The 17,745-nt window shown below is 64.2% G+C and carries 19 protein-coding genes and 1 pseudogene; 13 read left to right on the top strand and 7 right to left on the bottom strand.

The window, feature by feature from the left end; genetic code table 11:
• Position 1: 1 nt before the first annotated feature.
• Positions 2-745: a TIGR00730 family Rossman fold protein gene (locus tag AB3X86_RS07815; protein WP_176123313.1), complete on the top strand. Its 744-nt coding sequence runs from the start codon at positions 2-4 to the stop codon at positions 743-745.
• Positions 746-928: 183 nt separating this feature from the next.
• Here AB3X86_RS07815 and AB3X86_RS07820 read toward each other — a convergent pair whose 3' ends face one another.
• Positions 929-2,455, bottom strand: a complete 1,527-nt coding sequence (locus AB3X86_RS07820; protein ID WP_368595853.1) for an AMP nucleosidase — start codon at positions 2,453-2,455, stop codon at positions 929-931.
• Positions 2,456-2,703: 248 nt separating this feature from the next.
• Here AB3X86_RS07820 and AB3X86_RS07825 point away from each other — a divergent pair, with 248 nt between their 5' ends.
• The 7 genes from AB3X86_RS07825 (at position 2,704) to AB3X86_RS07855 (ending at position 8,458) form a co-directional block, all read left to right on the top strand.
• Positions 2,704-3,045 carry a hypothetical protein gene (locus tag AB3X86_RS07825; protein WP_246392159.1) on the top strand — a complete coding sequence of 114 codons (342 nt, stop codon included), beginning with the start codon at positions 2,704-2,706 and terminating at the stop codon, positions 3,043-3,045.
• Positions 3,046-3,259: 214 nt separating this feature from the next.
• Positions 3,260-4,255, top strand: coding sequence for a homoserine kinase (locus tag AB3X86_RS07830; protein WP_368595523.1), 996 nt, complete (start codon positions 3,260-3,262; stop codon positions 4,253-4,255).
• Positions 4,246-5,052 (top strand): BPSS1780 family membrane protein, encoded by an 807-nt coding sequence (locus AB3X86_RS07835; protein ID WP_176107218.1) that lies wholly within the window; start codon positions 4,246-4,248, stop codon positions 5,050-5,052. Before AB3X86_RS07830 ends, AB3X86_RS07835 begins: the two co-directional genes overlap by 10 nt.
• Positions 5,053-5,225: 173 nt before the next feature.
• Complete coding sequence (locus AB3X86_RS07840) at positions 5,226-5,678, top strand: MarR family winged helix-turn-helix transcriptional regulator (RefSeq protein WP_368595524.1); 453 nt, start codon at positions 5,226-5,228, stop codon at positions 5,676-5,678.
• A 171-nt stretch (positions 5,679-5,849) separates the two neighbouring features.
• Positions 5,850-6,269 (top strand): organic hydroperoxide resistance protein, encoded by a 420-nt coding sequence (locus AB3X86_RS07845; RefSeq protein WP_176123315.1) that lies wholly within the window; start codon positions 5,850-5,852, stop codon positions 6,267-6,269.
• Between the two features lie 186 nt (positions 6,270-6,455).
• Positions 6,456-7,955, top strand: a complete 1,500-nt coding sequence (locus tag AB3X86_RS07850; RefSeq protein WP_368595525.1) for a deoxyribodipyrimidine photo-lyase — start codon at positions 6,456-6,458, stop codon at positions 7,953-7,955.
• 38 nt (positions 7,956-7,993) lie between these two features.
• Positions 7,994-8,458, top strand: a complete 465-nt coding sequence (locus AB3X86_RS07855; protein ID WP_368595526.1) for a TspO/MBR family protein — start codon at positions 7,994-7,996, stop codon at positions 8,456-8,458.
• Here the strand turns inward: AB3X86_RS07855 and AB3X86_RS07860 are convergent.
• Complete coding sequence (locus AB3X86_RS07860; protein WP_176107213.1) at positions 8,455-8,637, bottom strand: DUF3563 family protein; 183 nt, start codon at positions 8,635-8,637, stop codon at positions 8,455-8,457. The two genes, AB3X86_RS07855 and AB3X86_RS07860, sit on opposite strands and share 4 nt — an antisense overlap.
• Before the next feature lie 109 nt (positions 8,638-8,746).
• Positions 8,747-9,925, bottom strand: a complete 1,179-nt coding sequence (locus AB3X86_RS07865; RefSeq protein ID WP_368595527.1) for a PHB depolymerase family esterase — start codon at positions 9,923-9,925, stop codon at positions 8,747-8,749.
• Positions 9,926-10,285: 360 nt separating this feature from the next.
• Here AB3X86_RS07865 and AB3X86_RS07870 point away from each other — a divergent pair, with 360 nt between their 5' ends.
• The 4 genes from AB3X86_RS07870 to AB3X86_RS07885 all read left to right on the top strand — a co-directional run bounded on the left by AB3X86_RS07870 (position 10,286) and on the right by AB3X86_RS07885 (position 13,358).
• Positions 10,286-10,987 carry a phosphatase PAP2 family protein gene (locus AB3X86_RS07870; RefSeq protein WP_368595528.1) on the top strand — a complete coding sequence of 234 codons (702 nt, stop codon included), beginning with the start codon at positions 10,286-10,288 and terminating at the stop codon, positions 10,985-10,987.
• Positions 10,988-11,176: 189 nt separating this feature from the next.
• Positions 11,177-11,950, top strand: coding sequence for a molybdate ABC transporter substrate-binding protein (gene modA / locus AB3X86_RS07875; RefSeq protein ID WP_368595529.1), 774 nt, complete (start codon positions 11,177-11,179; stop codon positions 11,948-11,950).
• Between the two features lie 21 nt (positions 11,951-11,971).
• Complete coding sequence (modB, locus tag AB3X86_RS07880) at positions 11,972-12,646, top strand: molybdate ABC transporter permease subunit (protein ID WP_176123321.1); 675 nt, start codon at positions 11,972-11,974, stop codon at positions 12,644-12,646.
• Position 12,647: 1 nt separating this feature from the next.
• On the top strand, positions 12,648-13,358 hold the full coding sequence (locus AB3X86_RS07885; RefSeq protein ID WP_368595530.1) for a sulfate/molybdate ABC transporter ATP-binding protein: 711 nt from the start codon (positions 12,648-12,650) through the stop codon (positions 13,356-13,358).
• Between the two features lie 63 nt (positions 13,359-13,421).
• On the opposite strand, the gene AB3X86_RS07890 is transcribed toward AB3X86_RS07885, so the two are convergent.
• Together AB3X86_RS07890 and AB3X86_RS07895 are read right to left on the bottom strand one after the other, a co-directional pair.
• The gene (locus AB3X86_RS07890; protein WP_368595531.1) at positions 13,422-14,267 is read right to left on the bottom strand and encodes a TOBE domain-containing protein; all 846 of its coding nucleotides are present in this window, start codon (positions 14,265-14,267) and stop codon (positions 13,422-13,424) included.
• Positions 14,268-14,352: 85 nt separating this feature from the next.
• Positions 14,353-14,727 (bottom strand): annotated as a pseudogene (locus AB3X86_RS07895) (SDR family oxidoreductase); the annotation flags it as partial.
• A gap of 114 nt (positions 14,728-14,841) precedes the next feature.
• Between AB3X86_RS07895 and AB3X86_RS07900 the strand changes: the two are divergent.
• Complete coding sequence (locus tag AB3X86_RS07900; RefSeq protein ID WP_368595532.1) at positions 14,842-15,090, top strand: hypothetical protein; 249 nt, start codon at positions 14,842-14,844, stop codon at positions 15,088-15,090.
• Here AB3X86_RS07900 and AB3X86_RS07905 read toward each other — a convergent pair.
• Entirely contained in the window at positions 15,087-16,337 is a 1,251-nt protein-coding gene (locus AB3X86_RS07905) for an MFS transporter (RefSeq protein ID WP_368595533.1), read from the bottom strand. The two genes, AB3X86_RS07900 and AB3X86_RS07905, sit on opposite strands and share 4 nt — an antisense overlap.
• 49 nt (positions 16,338-16,386) lie before the next feature.
• Positions 16,387-17,730, bottom strand: a complete 1,344-nt coding sequence (locus AB3X86_RS07910; protein WP_368595534.1) for an FAD-dependent oxidoreductase — start codon at positions 17,728-17,730, stop codon at positions 16,387-16,389.
• Positions 17,731-17,745 lie beyond the last annotated feature (15 nt).

Consider the following 17,745-nt stretch of genomic DNA (forward strand, 5'->3'; position numbering starts at 1 on the left):
TATGACTAAGAGAAAAGTGATTCCGAGTCTGCGATCGCTCGCAGATCAAGAGCGCGCAACGGCCAAAAAAGCCCGCGCATCGTGGCAGATGTTCACGATTATGGCAGAGTTTATCGAGGCGACCGAGTACCTGTCGGAGATTCGCCCGGCGGTCAGCATCTACGGTTCGGCGCGCCTGAAACCGAACTCGCCGTACTACAAACTCGCCACGCAGATCGCACGCAAATTGTCGGATGCCGGCTTCGCGGTGATCTCCGGCGGCGGCCCCGGCATTATGGAAGCGGCCAACAAGGGCGCGCATGCGGGCAAGGCTCCCTCGGTCGGTCTGAACATCGAGTTGCCGCACGAGCAGTCGGGCAACCAGTGGCAGGACATCTCGTTGCGCTTCCGCCATTTCTTCACGCGCAAGGTCACGTTCGTGAAGAACTCTGATGCGGTGATCGTGATGCCCGGCGGCTTCGGCACGCTCGACGAACTGGCCGAAGTGCTCACGCTGATCCAGACCAAGAAGTCGCGCCATGTGCCGATCATCTTGGTCGGCGCCGAGTTCTGGGAAGGTCTGCTCGCGTGGTTCAAAAGCTCGCTGATCCCGATGGGTTTGATCAATCCGACCGATATCGATCTGATGCAGGTGATCGACAATCCGGACCAGGTGCTCGAAGCGGTGCTCAAATTCTACGAAGACCGCGAGGAAGCGGAAGCGCATCCGGTCAAGTCGGACGAAGACCGGATGTTCTACCTGTGATCGCATGACGCTGCGCGCCTCGCATTACGCGTAGCACGATGCACTGCGCACACATCAGGTCGCGCACATGGCGGGCGCGTTGCCGCCGAGCCTTCGGTGGCGGCGAGCACCTCGACACCTGACGAAACCGATTGATAAGGAAGACTACCCTCCTCTCGGCTGTTATCAGCACCTCGGCCCGAGTCACTGAAACGCGACTTCCGCGAAACTCCGCAGCTTGCGGCTATGCAACCGATGCAGCCCGTTCATGCGCAGCAGTTCCATCGCCTTCACGCCGATCTGCAGATGCTGATCGACCTGCGCGCGATAGAACTGATCGGCCATGCCCGGTAACTTCAACTCGCCGTGCAGCGGCTTGTCCGACACGCACAGCAGCGTGCCGTAAGGCACGCGGAAGCGAAAGCCGTTCGCCGCGATCGTCGCGCTTTCCATATCGAGCGCGATCGCGCGGCTCTGCGACAGCCGCTGGACCGGCTCGCGATGATCGCGCAGCTCCCAGTTGCGATTGTCGACGCTTGCCACGGTACCGGTGCGCATCACGCGCTTCAGTTCGGCGCCATCGAGCTGCGTGACTTGCGCGACCGCGCGCTCGAGCGCGACCTGCACTTCGGCGAGCGCCGGGATCGGCACCCACAGCGGCAGATCGGCATCGAGCACATGATCTTCGCGCACATACCCGTGCGCGAGCACGTAGTCGCCGAGACGCTGGGTGTTGCGCAGCCCCGCGCAGTGGCCGAGCATGATCCACGCATGCGGGCGCAGCACCGCGATGTGATCGGTGATGGTCTTCGCATTCGACGGCCCGACCCCGATGTTGACCATCGTGATGCCACTGCCGTCCGCGCGTTTCAGGTGATACGCGGGCATCTGCGGCAAACGCGGCGGCGGTGTGCCCTCCTGCGCCTGCTCGCCGAGATTCTCGTTGTAGGTGATGACGTCGCCGGGCTCGACGAACGACGTGTATTCGCTGCGATAGGCGCGCAACTCCGCGTCGTCGGTACGGGCCATCATGGCGCGGCCGAGCTTTACGAATTCGTCGATATAGAACTGATAGTTCGTGTACAACACGTAGTTCTGCACATGCGTCGGCGAGGTCGCTGTGTAGTGCTTCAGCCGATGCAGCGAAAAATCGACGCGCGCCGCCGTGAACAATGCGAGCGGATGCGGCTCGCCAGGCAGCGGCTCGTACGTGCCGTTGACGATGCGGTCGTCGAGCAGCGCGAGGTCCGGCGTATCGAAGATGTCGCGCATCAGGAACAGGCGCTCGCGGTCCAGATCGCCTTCGAGGTGGATGCCCTCGGCGAATGCGAAATGAATCGGAATCGGCTGGTCCGACACGCCGACCTCGATCTGCACGTGATGGTTCTTCGCCAGCAGCCGCAGTTGCTCGCGATAGTAGTTGCCAAACAGATCGGGCCGCGTGACGGTCGTCTCGAACACGCCCGGCCCCGCGACGAACCCGTACGAGCGGCGCGAATCGATGTGCGTGTTGACCTCGGTACGCACGCGCACGAACGGATAGCAGGCGCGCACGCGATGGTCGAACTGCTCGTTGCGGCGATAGCGCGCGAACGCATCGCGCAGGAATGACGTGTTCGCCTCGTAGATCGCGGCGAGGCGGGTGACGGCTTCGGCCGCGTCGTCGAAGCCCTCGGTCGGGAAGCTGCTGGCGGGAGTCTGCACCGTGCGCTGATTGATATCGTTGTTCATCATCATCGTTCACCCTTTTTGATGAGACGACATTACCACGGAACCCGCTGTTGCCAAATGTCGGCGGCGACGCTTGCAACAGCGCTGGCGAGAACGCGCGCGTGTTGTGCGAAAGCGGCGCAAAATAAGGCTTAGCGCCCGTACGCCAGGCCGGATTTGCTAGAATCCGGGCACCCAATTGGAGAATCACCATGAAGCCGCTCCTTCCCATCGCTGTTGCGCTGGCTCTCGCCTTCGGCAACGCCGCGATGGCTGCCCAGCCCGTCGACGAACCGCCGCCCGCCGGCGTGCCCCAGTCCGCCAACGAACGGGCCGGTCTGCCGGATCTCGCCAAGATCAATCGTCCAGCCGCAGAGGTCAGCTCGAAGGTCGACATCAACAACGTTCCGCGCACGCCGAGCTTTCACGAAGTCAGCCCGAACGGCACCGAAATCACTGAATTCCGCGACAAGGGCAAGCCGGTCGAAATCAACGTGCAATCGAATTTCGGTACCCGCTACCAGATGAGCGCGTCGCCCGACACGTCGCCCACCGTCCACGACAGCGGCAAGCCCAGCACGCGCCTGCCGTCGGTGAATCTCCACTATTGATCGTTACGAAAGCGGCACGCCGGCAACGGCGGCCGCGGCGCGGTCGTGCCCCGGTTCCACCCGATCGCGGCCGCTGCGCGATGAACTTGCGCTGAATGCGGCGACGCGTACACTTCGCCGGTCCGCACTCGTCGCCCGCTGCACCCCATTCGCTTGTCTCACGTCGCACTGGCCGCACCGCGCCAGCCCCAACAACCTGATCCGACGTTTCCGCATGGCCGTCTTCACCGCTGTCAACGAATCCCAACTCGCAGAATGGATGAGTCACTACGATCTCGGCGATGTCGTCGAGTTTCGCGGCATTTCGTCCGGCATTGAAAACAGCAACTTCTTTCTGACGACGACGCGCGGCGAATACGTGCTGACCATTTTCGAGAAGCTGACAGCTGAACAACTGCCGTTCTATCTGGACCTGATGCGTCATCTTGCCGCGCATCGCGTGCCGGTACCGGATCCGGTGCCGCGCCTCGACGGCGCGCTGTTCGGCATGCTGCTCGGCAAACCCGCGACCATCGTGACGAAGCTCGAAGGCGCGCCCGAACTCGCGCCCGGCGTCGAGCACTGCGCCGAGGTTGGCCACATGCTCGCGCGCATGCACCTGGCGGGCCGCGACTATCCGCGTTATCAGCCGAACCTGCGCAGCCTGCCGTGGTGGCGCGAAACCGTGCCGACGATCCTGCCGTATCTCGAAGGCGAGCAGCGCGATCTGCTGGCGTCCGAGCTTGCGCATCAGGAGGCGTTCTTCGCCTCCGCCGATTACGCGGCAATGCCCTCGGGTCCGTGCCACGCCGACCTGTTCCGCGACAACGCGATGTTCGCGCACGCGGCGCCCGAGACCGGCCACGAAGTGCGTCTCGGCGGTTTCTTCGATTTCTATTTCGCCGGCTGCGACAAGTGGCTATTCGACGTCGCGGTCACGGTCAACGACTGGTGCGTCGACCTCGCGACCGGCAAGCTCGACTCCGAACGCACCGAGGCGCTATTGCGCGCGTATCAGACGGTGCGGCCGTTCACCGTCGAGGAAAACCGTCACTGGGGCGACATGCTGCGTGCGGGTGCATTCCGTTTCTGGGTCTCGCGCCTGTATGATTTTCATTTGCCGCGCGCGGCGGAACTGCTGAAGCCGCACGACCCCGGTCATTTCGAACGCATTCTGCGCGAGCGCCTGCTGGGCGTCGCGAATCCAGGCATCCATACCCCATGCAACTGATCGAAGTCCCCGCGAAAACCGGCTACGTGTGGTTCCGCCAGGGCATCTGGCTGTTCCGCAAGAATCCGCTCGCCTTCCTGACGCTGTTCTTCACCTATTTGCTGGTGATGACGCTCGTGTCGCAGATTCCGTTGGTCGGCGGCGTGTTGCCGCTGTTGTTCATTCCGGGTGTCGCGGTCGGCTTCATGGCCGCTTGCCGCAACACGATCGCGGGCAAACCGGTGTTTCCGACCATTCTCGTCGACGGCTTTCATTCGTATGGCTCGGTGGTTGCGCGGCGGTTGCTCGTGCTCGGCGCGCTTTACGTGATCGCGATGGCGCTCGTGTTGGCCGGCTCGGCGCTCGCCGACGGCGGCATGCTGCTGAAGGTGATGCTTGGCAACGCGTCGATGGATGAAAACGCAATCGCCAACAGCAATATCCCGCTCGCGGTGGTCACCGCGCTCGCGTTCTATGTGCCGGTCGCGATGCTGTTCTGGTTCTCGCCGATCCTCGCCGCCTGGCACGACGTGCCGCCCGTCAAGGCGATGTTCTTCAGCGTCGTCAGTTGCTGGCGCAATCGCGGCGCTTTCATCGTGTTCGCGGCGCTGTGGTTCGCAGTCGCAACGGTCGTGTCGATCGGGCTGTCCGCGCTGATGCAGGCGCTCGGCGCGGCGGACTTCGCGTTCGCGATCCTGATGCCCGCGACGATGATCGTCACGACCATGCTGTACTGCTCGTTCTACGCGACCTATCGCGGCTGCTTCGGCGTGCAGACGCCGCAAACGCCGGATCTGCCGACCACGCCGGCGGCCTGATCCTTCGTTCCCGCGCGGGTGCCGTTCTGGCGCCCGCGCGTTGCGTGTTCCGCACGCATCTTCCCGACCTCTCTGTCGAAACATCTGCCCGACGCCCGGCATCCCGAATCGATTTGCGGCACAATAATTTGCGTGCAATCGATTTGCACGCTCCTTTTTTGCCGAGGTGGATCATGAACCAGCGCCCTGCTCTCCCCTTCACGCTCGACGAGCAACTGTGCTTCGCGCTCTACTCGACCTCGCTCGCGATGACGAAAGCATACAAGCCGCTGCTCGAAAGGCTCGGACTCACGTATCCACAGTATCTGGCCATGCTCGTGCTGTGGGAAACCGACGACGTAACCGTCAAGGACATGGCCACGCGTCTGAATCTCGATCCGGCGACGGTCACGCCGCTGCTCAAGCGCCTCGAAGCGCAGGGACTCGTCGAGCGCGCGCGCGGCACTGACGATGAGCGCCTCGTCTACATTCGCTTGACGGGCGCGGGCAAGGCACTCAAGCGTCAGGCGCGCGACGTGCCCGGCGAGATCCTCTGCGCGACGCAGCAGTCGCCGGACTTCCTGCTGCGTCTGCGCGACGACCTCACACGCCTGCGCACGACGCTCAACGACTTCATCGCCCAGTAGGGCGATAACTGAAACGGACTAGTTCCGGCTTCGTCGCAAAATTCATTTGCACGCAAATGATTTGTGTACTATCTTACTCACATGCCGCTTTGCTAGCACTTCGCTAGACCGGCGAACCGGCAGCCAGCGGCAAACATGCCAACCCCGACACCCAAGACCAGGAGCTGCACCATGAATATCCTCTACAAGGCAAGCGCAACGAGCACCGGTGGCCGCGACGGCCGCGCCGTATCGTCGGACAATGCATTGGACGTGAAGCTCGCCGCGCCGCGTGAGCTCGGTGGCAATGGCGCGGCAGGCACGAATCCCGAACAGCTGTTTGCGGCCGGCTACTCGGCCTGTTTCCTGAGCGCCATGAAGTTCGTCGCCGGCCAGCGCAAGCAGGCCCTGCCGGCCGACACACAGGTTTCCGCCGACGTCGGCATCGGCCCGAACGACAAGGGCGGCTTCGCGCTCGACATCGATCTGCGTATCTCGCTGCCGGGCCTCGCTGCGCAAGCAGCGAAGGAACTGGTGGACGCAGCACACCAGGTCTGCCCGTACTCGAACGCCACGCGTAACAACGTGGCGGTTCGTCTGCACGTCGCTTGAGGTCAGGTCGGCCGTCGCGCCGATCAGCAATGCCCAGGCAGAACCGCTGACGGCGCATTGCCCGGCGCCGTCGCGAACAGCGCCCGCACTCTGCACAACAGGGACGGGCGCTGATCATCTTGGCGCGTGCGGCACGCTATGTGCGATGCCGGTCGTCAACTACCTTCATCCCGACTGTCCTTCCCGATGACACACGCCCGCCGCCTGCACGACAGTTTCGACGCCGGCCTCGTCTGGTTCCGCCGCGATCTGCGCAGCACCGATCATGCCGCGCTGTACTACGCGCTCAAGCATTGCGAGCGCGTCTGGTGCGTATTCGTGTTCGACACGACGATCCTGCAGCCGATCGTCGATGCCTGGCAGACGCGCCACCCCGGCGAGCCGGTGCGGGATCGCCGCATCGACTTCATTCTCGCGTCACTGGCTGAACTCGACGGCGCGTTGCGCGCGCTCGGCGGCGGCCTCGTCGTGCTATACGGCGATCCGGCCGGGCTGGTGCCGAAACTCGCGGCGGAGTTGCGCGTCGATGCGGTGTTCGCGAATCACGACTATGAGCCGGTTGCGATCGAACGCGACGCGACAGTCGGCGAGCGTCTTAAGGATGCGGGCCGGCAGTGGCGAACGTTCAAGGACCAGACGATTTTCGAGCGCGACGAGCTGCTGAACGGCCAGGGCAAGCCGTTCACGGTCTTCACGCCGTACAGGAACGCGTGGCTCAAGCAATTGAGCGCGTTCGACCTGAAGCCCTACCCGGTTGAGACGTATGCGAAGCATCTGGCGGCGCTGCCGCGCAAGCTCGACCTTCGGTTGCCCACACCCGATCAACTAGGCTTCGCGCCGAGCAACCTGACGGACTTGCAATTGCCCGCCGGAATGAACGGCGCGCAACAGTTGCTCGATGATTTCCTGACGCGCATCGATAGCTACGCGGAGCGGCGCGATTTCCCCGCCACGAAGGGGCCGAGCTATCTGTCGGTGCATTTGCGCTTCGGCACGGTATCGATCCGCACGCTCGCGCGACTCGCGTATGAGATGTCGCTGCAACCCGACGGCAAAGGCGCGGCAACGTGGTTGTCGGAACTGATCTGGCGGGACTTCTACTTCATGGTCCTCGCGCACCATCCGCGCATCGCGAAAGGCGCGCCGTTCAAACCGGAATACGAGCATTTGCGCTGGGAAAAAGGCCCCTCGGCCGACGCAGCGCTCGCCGCCTGGTGCGAGGGCCGCACCGGCTATCCGCTCGTCGATGCCGCGATGCTGCAGTTGAACCGGACCGGCTATATGCACAACCGCCTGCGCATGGTCACGGCGAGCTTCCTCGCGAAGGATCTCGGCATTGACTGGCGACTCGGTGAGCGCTACTTCGCCGATCTGCTGAACGACTTCGATTTCTCGGCCAACAACGGCGGCTGGCAGTGGGCCGCCTCGACCGGCTGCGACGCGCAGCCTTACTTCCGCATTTTCAATCCAGTCACGCAATCCGAAAAATTCGACCCCGACGGACGCTTTATCAAACGATATCTACCCCAGCTCGCCAGGTTGCCGGCAAAATGGATTCACGCGCCGTGGCTGGCGGGCGCGGAGCGGCTCGCGGAGTTCGGCGTGGTGCTAGGCGGGAATTATCCCGAGCCGATTGTCGATCACGCCCAGGCCCGCGAGCGCACACTGGCCAGGTACGGAAAGTAAGTGCCCGCTCACATCATTGAATAAGAAGGTCGGGAGGGATGGAGATGCGCCGTCTGCCGTCGCTGCTAGTGTTTCTGATTCTGACGCTGGCGGCCGGCTGGGCCGCGAGTCTGTCGCTGCCGGACGCGTGGTACACGAGCCTGCAAAAGCCCGCGTTCAATCTGCCGAACTGGGTTTTCCCGCCGGTGTGGATCGTGCTCTACGTGCTGATGGCGTTTTCCGCGTGGCGCGTGTGGAAGCGCGACGGCCCTAGTGCGGCGATCGTACTCTGGGTTGTGCAGCTTCTATTCAACGCTGCGTGGATGTGGCTGTTTTTCGGCCTGCATCGGCCGGAAATGGCGCTGATCGACATCTTGATCTTGCTGCTGCTGATCGTGATGCTGGCATATGTGTTCTGGCGGCGCGATCGCCTCGCCGGCGTTCTGCTCGCGCCGTACTTCGTGTGGATCGCGTATGCAGCGCTATTGAACTACGCGTTGTGGCAGCTGAATCCGGCTGCTTAGCCGTAGTGCTGACTCATCCACGACGGCGCGCGCACGTTCGATTCCTGATCGAGCTTGCGCATACGGAATTCGAGGTCGTAGAGATCGGTCGCTTCAGCCAGATAAGCGTCAGCGCGCTCTTTTGCGAGCTGGTCAGGCGACTTGGTCAAAAACAGGAACAGGCGGCTGAGCAGATACATGGTTCACCTCGGCAATGATAGCTAGGCGTTTACGCCTAAGGGGTAACCCTTATTATAGGGAAAACCCTGAGTTCATGCCACTATTCATTTTCGAGGTGTTGCTCGGGCGTCACCGGCCGGCCGACGATGCCGCCAATCCTTCCGCGATGCGGCCCGCGTCCGTGCGACGCTGATGCCGGAAAAACTCCCACAGCATGGCGCTCGCGTCCGGACCCTTGGACGAATGAAACGGCAGCGCATCGTCGCCGCCGGCCCATGCGTGGCCGAGCCCTTGCACGCGACATACCCGTACCACACGCCGCCCGCCGCGCAGATAATCGCGTACCACGACGCCATTTTTGCGATCTTCGCGCGTCTCGCCCGCTTTGCGCGCGCCGTTTGCGTCGATGAGGCGGTTCAGTCGCACGAACTGCGTCGCCAACTGATCCGCGTTGACCGGCGTGACCACATGGTCGGCGTCACCGTGGATGATCAGGGCCGGCATGCCCGGGTACTGCGCGACGTTGGTCGTTTCGTCAACGAGCTCGACCGGCTCGCGACGCGCGCCCCGCCGCATCACGTCCATCGCGGTAACGCCGGAGCGGGCCTCGCCGAAAGCGGGGCCGGAGTGCAGCGCGACAGCGGCGAAATGCTGCGGATACTTGACGGCCAACAGCGCCGTCAGCCCCGCGCCTGCCGAAATTCCCGCCACGTACACACGCTCGCGGTCAAAGCCGTGCTGCTCGACCAGCGCATCCACCAGCGATACGACCGCACGCGCTTCCGCGCCGCCCGCGTTGTCGCCGGCGTCGTACCAATGCCAGCAGCGGTGCGAGTGCGCGTGCTTCGATTGCTCGGGGTAGACGACCGCGAAGCCGTAGCGGTCGGCGAGCAGGTTCATGCGCGTGCCTTCGGCAAACTCGTCGATCGACTGCGTGCAGCCGTGCAGCATCACGACGAGCGGCATCGCCTCGTGCGCGTGCCCGGACGGTATATAGAGCCCGTACTGCAGATGATTGACCAGCCGGCCCGGTGCGGCCGGCGCGGAATGGAACGAGCGCGTCCACGCCCCGCTCGCCCATGCGGCCGCGCGTGGACGCACGCGCGACTCGCGCGGCGCTTCGCGTTTCGCGGGCGCGCGCAGCGCGGCAGTCGGCTTCAGTGGATGAGCCTTGCTCGACGGTTTGGCGGTGGCGGCGCGAGCCGGTCGCGCCTGTGCTCGCTTGGCGGTTTTTTGCGCGTGTTCGGTCTGGATCGCGAGCAGGCGCTTGAAACCGCGGAGCCAGATTTTCGACAGGCTTTTTGCCATCGGCGATAACCTCGCAAAAGGGACAAATGCGGACCGCAGATACTGCGGGAGGAATGGAGTTGTGCAATGCACAATAACATCATTCCTCCTGCATTGCTGAACACCGGGGCCGCTTTTCTCGCCGATTTCAGCCGCCGCGAACCTTGCCGGCGGCCTGTCGTCAAACTACGTCGATAGCTGTTCGGCAGCCCACACTTCGGCGTGCAAAAGCGCTCCGCGCCGCGAGACCGTTCACGCGACACCCGACTATACTGGCGGTTGATCTCCCGACGTGTCGATCCGGGCCGCATCGGCGTTTCATGCCGGCTGCGCGCCGATTTCCACCAACCCGATTTCACGCGACCCCGTCGCGCTTCGCCCATGCCCGATTTACCGATCCACCTGTGGTATTCGATCACCAGCCTCGGCGGCGCCGGCTTGACGCTGCCGCTCGCGTTCGCTATAGCGCTGTGGTTGGCGGTCGGCTACTCATGGCGGCTCGCGGCCTGCTGGCTCGCGCTGCTGGGTACGGCGATCGGTGTCGTGACCGTGACCAAGCTCGCCTTCCTGGGCTGGGGCGTCGGCGTGCGCGAGTTCGATTTCACCGGCGTCAGCGGTCACTCCATGCTGTCCACGGCCGTCTATCCGGTCGCGCTATTTTTGATGCTATTGCCCGCGCGCCGCGTCATCCGGCTGCTCGGCGTGCTTGCGGGGCTTGCCGCCGGCCTGGCGGTGGGTTTGTCGCGCGTCGTGCTGAGCGCGCATTCGCCGTCCGAAGCGGTGACTGGCTGCCTCGTCGGCGCGTTTGCCGCGCTCGTGTTCGTGCGGATCGCGTGGAATGCGGAAGCGGACCGGCTATCGGCGCTGCCGGTCGCTGTCAGCATGATGGTGCTCGCACTCTTGATGCACGGCGTGCACGTGCCCACGCAGCGCTGGGTCACGCATATTGCGTTGAAGGTGTCCGGCCACGACCGGCCGTTCATCCGCGCAACATGGCGGTCCACCCGCATCATTCGACCGTCGGCCGCGCCGCTGTCGCAAACGCGCAATACGCTCGAGCCCATGCGCAGGTCGGCCATCTGAACGCTGCGCCGGCCCTTCCAGCGCGTTTTCGAGCTTCCTTTTACAGTTTCGTAACGCTTCGCTTGCGCTCGCGCCATGCGTGAAGCGCAACGCCGAACCGGTCGTTTCGCCCACCGCTATAACCGCGCATATATTACGATAGAGTTTTTAAGCCACTGCTTCCCGTTCTAGTCTGACGTCAGGTCCTCCATGACCCTCTCTCGCCATCTGAAGCAATACGCGCTGTGCGTCGCAGCCGCCGCCTCCGTCATGGTCAGCGTGAATGCGCACGCCGATGAACTGGTGGTTTCGGCCGCCGCCAGCCTGACCAATGCGTTCAAGGCGGTCGGCGACGCGTTCGAGCAGCAGCATCCAGGCACCAAGGTTCTGCTGAACTTCGGCGCGTCCGACGTGCTGATGCAACAGATCGTCAAAGGCGCGCCCGTCGACGTTTTCGCGTCCGCCGATCAAAAGGCAATGGACAAGGCCGCCGCCGAAAAGGTGATCGTGCCGGCGACGCGGCGCGACTTCGCCGCCAACTCGCTGGTGCTGATCGTACCGGCCGACAGTCATCTCGCGCCCGCCAACCTCACCGCGCTGACAACCGCGAACGTCAAGCGCGTCGCATTCGGCGATCCGGCCTCGGTGCCGGTTGGCCGCTACACGCAGCGCGCGCTGCAGGCCGCGGGCGTGTGGGACGCGGTCAGCGCGAAGGCGGTGCTTGCGTCGAACGTGCGTCAGAGCCTCGATTACGTCGCGCGCGGCGAAGTCGACGCCGGTTTCGTGTTCGGCACCGACGCCGCGATCATGCCCGACAAGGTCAAAGTCGCGATGAGCCTGCCGACGCAGACGCCGATCACCTATCCGATTGCGCGGGTCGAAGGCAGCCATCACGCGGCCGACGCCCAGGCATTTATCGACTTCGTGCTGTCGCCGGCCGGCCAGGCGGTGCTCGCGAAATACGGCTTCAGGCCGGCGCATTGATTCACGGGAGAGCACGCGCTCATGGAACAGGCCTGGGTGCCGCTGCTGCTGTCCCTGAAGGTCGCGGGCTGGGCCACCGCGCTCAATCTCGTGCTCGGCGTCGCGGTGGCGCTCGGTCTGTCGCGCTGGCGCTCCGGCGCACGCGACGTGATCGATTCGCTGCTGATGCTGCCGCTGGTGCTGCCGCCCACCGTGCTCGGCTACTACCTGCTCGTGCTGCTCGGCCGACGCGGCGTGATCGGCGCGTGGCTCGACCGCTTCGACATCCAGCTCGTCTTCACGTGGCAGGGCGCGGTGATCGCGTCGACGGTGGTCGCGTTTCCGCTCGTGCTGAAGTCGGCGCGCGCCGCCTTTGAAGGCGTTGATCCGCAGTTGGAGCACGCGGCGCGCACGCTCGGGATCAGCGAGGGCGCGGTGTTTTTCCGCGTGACGCTGCCGCTTGCGGCGCGCGGCATCCTCGCCGGCGGCCTGCTCGCGTTCGCGCGCGCGCTCGGCGAATTCGGCGCGACGCTGATGGTCGCAGGCAATCTGCCGGGCCGCACGCAGACACTGTCGGTCGCGGTCTATTCGGCGGTGCAGGCCGGCGACGACAGCACCGCCAACTTCCTCGTGCTCGTGACCTCGGTCGCGTGCGTGACGATCCTGCTGCTCGCGGGACGCCTCGTGCCGCAGCACACGCTTCTGAGAGCCCGCTGACATGCCGCTCAACGTCGCCATCCGCAAGACTTTCGAGACCGCCGAACGGCGCTTCAAGCTCGACATCGCGTTCAGCGCGAACACGCAGCGGCTCGTGCTGTTCGGACCTTCGGGCGCGGGTAAGAGCCTGACCTTGCAGGCGATCGCCGGCTTGCTGCGTCCCGATGAAGGGACCATCACACTGCACGGCACCACCTTGTTCGATAGCGCGGTCGGCATCGATGAGAAGCCGCGGGCGCGCAAGATCGCGTATCTGTTTCAGGACTACGCGCTGTTTCCGCATCTGAACGTGCGGCAGAACATCGGCTTCGGGCTGCACCGGGGCTGGCTCAATCCGCGTGCGCGCGGCGCGCACACGGAGGTCGATTACTGGCTCGACGCGCTCGAATTGAGGGGCGTGGCGGGCAATCATCCGGCGCAACTGTCGGGCGGTCAGAAGCAGCGGGTCGCGCTCGCGCGCGCGCTGGTTTCGCAGCCGCGCCTGCTGCTGCTCGACGAGCCGTTTTCCGCGCTGGATAGCCAGTTGCGCCAGCGCATGCGGCGCGAGCTATCGGACTTGCAAACGCGGCTCGATATTCCGATGGTGCTGATCACGCACGATCCCGACGACGTTGCCGCATTCGGCGATCAGGTCGTGCAGATCAGCGACGGCCGGGGCCGCGAAGATCATCCTTTTACCGGGTATGCGCGCAGCGAAGCGTCACCTCGTTGAACGGCTGGCTTGGCGCCATCGCTTTGCGGCCTGGCTTGCGCCTCCACTACGCCCCGGCAACCCTCAATCCTTCACGCCGAGTATCACGCTCGACGCCTTGAACACCGCGACCGCGCTCGCGCCTTCCTGCAAACCGAGCGTTTCGACGCTGCCATTGGTGACGATCGCGGTGATCACCGCGCCGCCTTCGAGCCCGAGCGACACTTCCGCGTTGACCGCACCGCGCTTCACGCTCTGCACGGTGCCGCGCAACTGATTGCGCGCCGATAACTTCAACGGCGCATCGCCATCGCCGTCACCCGCTACGAGCAGCACGACCCACGACGCCTTGATCAGCGCAAACGCCGCGACGCCGAGCGCGAGCCCGAGCGCTTCGGTGCTCTCGTGCGTGAGCACGGCGACGATCGTGTGGCCGCCGGGCAGCGCGAGCGACACTTCGTCGTTGACGGTGCCGCGCTCGATTGCCGACACCGTGCCGTAGAACTGATTGCGCGCGCTCGTCTTCACGCCGATGCGGCCGATCAGGTCCCAGTCCGTCGCGAAGCCCTCGCCGATCGCCGCGCCGGCGCGTTCGAGAAAGCGCCGATGCTCGCGCTCGACCGCGCGAAACGTGTCGATCAGTTTCACCGCGCGCGGCGTCAGCGTCGTGCCGCCGCCGCCCTTACCGCCGGTCAGACGCACGACGAGCGGCTCGCCGGCGAGGTTGTTCATCGTATCGACGGCATCCCACGCACCTTTGTAGCTGATGCCGACCGCCTTCGCCGCGCTCGTGATCGAGCCGGTCTCGCCGATTGCCGCCAGCAGCGCGATACGGGCCGCGCCGCCGAGCGTCTGGGTGCCGGCTTGAAACCAGACGGAGCCGCCGAGTTCGAGGGCGTCGCGCGGAGGATCGGGGCGGTCGGTGGTCATGGCGGACAGCGGTCGAAAGTACGTGGTAGGGCGGAAAATCATTATAGCGACGCGCTCTTGCGCCACTGGCCGCTGCGCTTGCCGATCACCACGGCACGACTCTGCCGAGGTAGTCGAGGTAATGCAAACCGGCGCGGCCTTGGTACGCGTCGATCGTGCCGACCAGGTTCGGGATGCTTTCGTCGATGCTCAGACGCGCGTGCGGCCCGCCCAGATCGGTTCGGACCCAGCCGGGCGCCATCAGCAGCAAGGTTTTGGTGTCGCTTCGATGACGCGCGGCAAAACTGCGCATGAACATATTCAGCGCGGCCTTGCTGCCGCGATAGACCTCGTAGTTGCCGGTCTCGTTGTTGGCGACGCTGCCCTGCCCCGACGACATCACGCCGATCGTGCCGCTCGGCCGGACGAGATCCTGCAGCGCCTCGACGACCCGCATCGGACTCAACGCATTGGTCACCATCGGGTTGCATGGAGCGTTTCCTGTCGATGGACTCGGGTTGAAACCGGTCAACGAAATATAGTCACGCGCGAAATCGTCGACAATGAACGAGCGTCCAAATCAGGAGACCGCGCGATGTCACCTTCTCATGAATACTGGTTCCCGGCCAAACGCTATGGCTGGGGTTGGGGCTTTCCCGTGCGCTGGCAAGGATGGGTGACGCTGCTCGCGTATCTCGTGTTGCTCGGGGTGGTCGCCCTCCGGTTTCAACCCGCGGGTCATCCGCTCACGTTCGCGTTGCTGGTCGCGCTATTAACCGCGGCCCTCACGGTCGTGTGCTGGCTGAAGGGCGAGCCGCCGCGCTGGCGGTGGGGTAAGGACTAGCCGGCCCGCTCCGTCACCGGATTCACGGAAATATTGGTTCGACGCGCGCAAGCCATTGCCACGCCAAACGCTGCCAGAGAAACCAGTGACACCAACAGCACAGCCCACTCCACTGGAAGATAGCACTGCCCGATTGTCCAGATCATCGCGGCTGAAATCGGCGCGACGCCCTTTGCAATATTGGACGGCGTAGAAAGCAGCCCGTTGATCGCGCCAAATCCTTCGACCCACATTACGTCCTGCACAATCGTTCCACGCAGGATGGTCATCATGCCGTTCGCTCCGCCGTAGATCAGCGCGAAAACGATCAGCAGCACGGGCGATGCCCCGGCAATCAGCAGGATCACCACCGACACCGGAAAAGCGGTCGTGATGACCAAGCCGACGATCTTCGGAGAGACGTTCCGTCCAAATGCGAACCACAGAACACGCGCGAGAACCTGAGCCGGGCCGATGAGCGCCATCGTCAACAGGATGGTGGACTGTTGGACATGACGCTCGGCCATCAGCGGAACGAGGTGAAACGTCAATGCCGCGAACGTGACGTAGTAGGCGGTAAAGCACACCGCGAGCGCCCAGAACACCGGTGAGCGTAGCGCGCGCCGGGTGGACGCGGCGTTCACCGCCTTGACCGCGCCCTTGTCGACGGCAGCAGCATGGCGCGCGTCGTTTCCGCGGATCGCCAGTGCGTGAATGGGCAGGCAGACGCAGAGATTGATCGCCGCTAGCGCGAGCAGCGCATGACGCCACCCCAGCAGATTGATGAGCAACTGCGTGAGCGGAATGAATGCGGTGCTCGCGAATCCAGCGACAAGGGTTATCAGCGTGATCTTCGTGCGGAAGCTGCCCGGATAATTTCGCGTGATCACTGCGAAAACCGGGTCGTACAGCGTGGCCGCCATCGAGATGCCGAGGCCCACCCATGCGACGAATAGCATCGCCAGGCTGTTTGCCTGCGACCACATCACGAGCATTGCGGATGCGAGCAGCGATCCCACCACCATGACGGCCCGGCCGTGTCCGTGGTCGATCCAGGTGCCGACCGGATACGCAGCCAGCCCGGACACGAGCAACCCGACAGACAGCGCCGCGTTGGTCGATGTCCGGCTCCAACCGAGCGCATGTTCCATCGGTACGACAAAGAGCGAGAACGCGTAGTAGATCGCTCCCCACGAAACGAGTTGCGCGGTGGCTAGTGCCCACGTCGCGATCGAACCTCGATCCTGCTGCTGCGCGAACGCTGTCACTTCTTATGCCCCCGTTGTGCCCCGGTTTGCCCTGAATTAACGCTGCCTGTTAAGGCGCGCAACATGCCTTCTCCGCGACCGGCGCCGATGTAGGCGCACAGCAAGAACTCTTGCTGCCGTCATACCCGCTCGCGTTACGGTCGGTACTGCATACACCCGTTTCCGGCAGTTCGAGTTCGACGCGACGCGCGGCCTCGATGTCGCCCGCGAGCCATGCCGCAATGGAGCGCACCTGTTCGTAGCCCGTCGCCATCAGGAAAGTCGGAGCGCGGCCATAGCTGGCCATTCCGGCGATGTAGAGTCCCGTATCGGGCTGCGCCAGTATCTCGGCGCCATGCGGCCGCACCGTGCCGCATGAATGGAGATTCGGATCGATCAGCGGGGCGAGGGCGCGAGGGCATTCCAGCGCCGCGTCGAGATCGAGACGGACTTCTCGCAGGATCTGCAGTTCCGGTCGAAGCCCCGTCGCTACGATCATTTCGTCGACCTCGACGGCACGCCCGTCAGCGTCCCGAACCTCGAGGGCACTACGGTTCACCCTGATTTCGTCGACGGCAAACCGCGTCAGCAGTTCGATGCGACCCGCGTTGACCAGTTGCTTGAGCCGCTGACCCAGTGCGCCGCGCTCCGGCAACTGGTCAGCGTCGCCCCCGCCGTAGACCTGACCTGGCTGCGAGCGTCGCATCGCCCAGACGAGCGTCGCGCCAGGCTCCTGCGTTGCCAGCTTGGCGAGGTCGATCAGCGTGCCGATAGCTGAGTGTCCAGAGCCGATGACCAGCACCTTTTTGCCCGCGTAACGGCTACGGTCTGAGCCCAGAACGTCGGGCATGCCGTAACGGATACGTGCGTGAGCCGCCTTTTCACCGATAGCCGACAATCCGGACGCGCCAGCCGGAGCCGGATTCCCCCACGTGCCCGTCGCAACGATGACGGCGCCCGCAACAAAGCGCCCTTCTTCGCCATTGCGTTCCTCGAAGCGGATTTCGAACGGCTGCTGCTCGCGCTGCGCGCTCTTGACTTTGCCCGTGCGAATGCGGGCGATACCGGTGACGCGCGTGCCAAGACGCAGGCAACCAGCAATCTCAGGCGTGCGCGCGAGCGGCAGCAGATATTGCTCGGCCAGTTCCCGCCCCGTCGGATAGGCGTCAGCGTCAGGTGCCGACCATCCTTGCCGTTCGAGCAACGCACGCGAAGCGCGGTCGATGTTGTACTGCCACGACGAAAACATATGAACATGGCCCCAGGCCAGCGGCGCAGCGCCTGCCGTTTCTTCCGCTTCGAAGATGACCGGATTCAACCCTTGCTGGATCAGATGAGCGGCCGCAGCGAGACCAACTGGGCCTCCACCGATGATTGCGACGGGCGAAAACGAGTCGAACTGTTGTTTGGACATCTGGGGCGCAGAGGC

The sequence above is a fragment of the Paraburkholderia sp. BR14374 genome (assembly GCF_040948685.1).
GTDB classification, from domain to species: Bacteria; Pseudomonadota; Gammaproteobacteria; order Burkholderiales; family Burkholderiaceae; genus Paraburkholderia; species Paraburkholderia youngii.

Coding starts and splice junctions, on each gene's coding strand:
- modA (WP_368595529.1), top strand. CDS start 11,177: ATGACCCTCTCTCGCCATCTGAAGCAATACGCGCTGTGCGTCGCAGCC.
- AB3X86_RS07840 (WP_368595524.1), top strand. CDS start 5,226: ATGAACCAGCGCCCTGCTCTCCCCTTCACGCTCGACGAGCAACTGTGC.
- AB3X86_RS07900 (WP_368595532.1), top strand. CDS start 14,842: ATGTCACCTTCTCATGAATACTGGTTCCCGGCCAAACGCTATGGCTGG.
- AB3X86_RS07845 (WP_176123315.1), top strand. CDS start 5,850: ATGAATATCCTCTACAAGGCAAGCGCAACGAGCACCGGTGGCCGCGAC.
- AB3X86_RS07850 (WP_368595525.1), top strand. CDS start 6,456: ATGACACACGCCCGCCGCCTGCACGACAGTTTCGACGCCGGCCTCGTC.
- AB3X86_RS07865 (WP_368595527.1), bottom strand. CDS start 9,925: ATGGCAAAAAGCCTGTCGAAAATCTGGCTCCGCGGTTTCAAGCGCCTG.
- AB3X86_RS07855 (WP_368595526.1), top strand. CDS start 7,994: ATGGAGATGCGCCGTCTGCCGTCGCTGCTAGTGTTTCTGATTCTGACG.
- AB3X86_RS07835 (WP_176107218.1), top strand. CDS start 4,246: ATGCAACTGATCGAAGTCCCCGCGAAAACCGGCTACGTGTGGTTCCGC.
- AB3X86_RS07885 (WP_368595530.1), top strand. CDS start 12,648: ATGCCGCTCAACGTCGCCATCCGCAAGACTTTCGAGACCGCCGAACGG.
- modB (WP_176123321.1), top strand. CDS start 11,972: ATGGAACAGGCCTGGGTGCCGCTGCTGCTGTCCCTGAAGGTCGCGGGC.
- AB3X86_RS07870 (WP_368595528.1), top strand. CDS start 10,286: ATGCCCGATTTACCGATCCACCTGTGGTATTCGATCACCAGCCTCGGC.
- AB3X86_RS07815 (WP_176123313.1), top strand. CDS start 2: ATGACTAAGAGAAAAGTGATTCCGAGTCTGCGATCGCTCGCAGATCAA.
- AB3X86_RS07830 (WP_368595523.1), top strand. CDS start 3,260: ATGGCCGTCTTCACCGCTGTCAACGAATCCCAACTCGCAGAATGGATG.
- AB3X86_RS07825 (WP_246392159.1), top strand. CDS start 2,704: ATGGCTGCCCAGCCCGTCGACGAACCGCCGCCCGCCGGCGTGCCCCAG.
- AB3X86_RS07910 (WP_368595534.1), bottom strand. CDS start 17,730: ATGTCCAAACAACAGTTCGACTCGTTTTCGCCCGTCGCAATCATCGGT.
- AB3X86_RS07860 (WP_176107213.1), bottom strand. CDS start 8,637: ATGTATCTGCTCAGCCGCCTGTTCCTGTTTTTGACCAAGTCGCCTGAC.
- AB3X86_RS07890 (WP_368595531.1), bottom strand. CDS start 14,267: ATGACCACCGACCGCCCCGATCCTCCGCGCGACGCCCTCGAACTCGGC.
- AB3X86_RS07820 (WP_368595853.1), bottom strand. CDS start 2,455: ATGAACAACGATATCAATCAGCGCACGGTGCAGACTCCCGCCAGCAGC.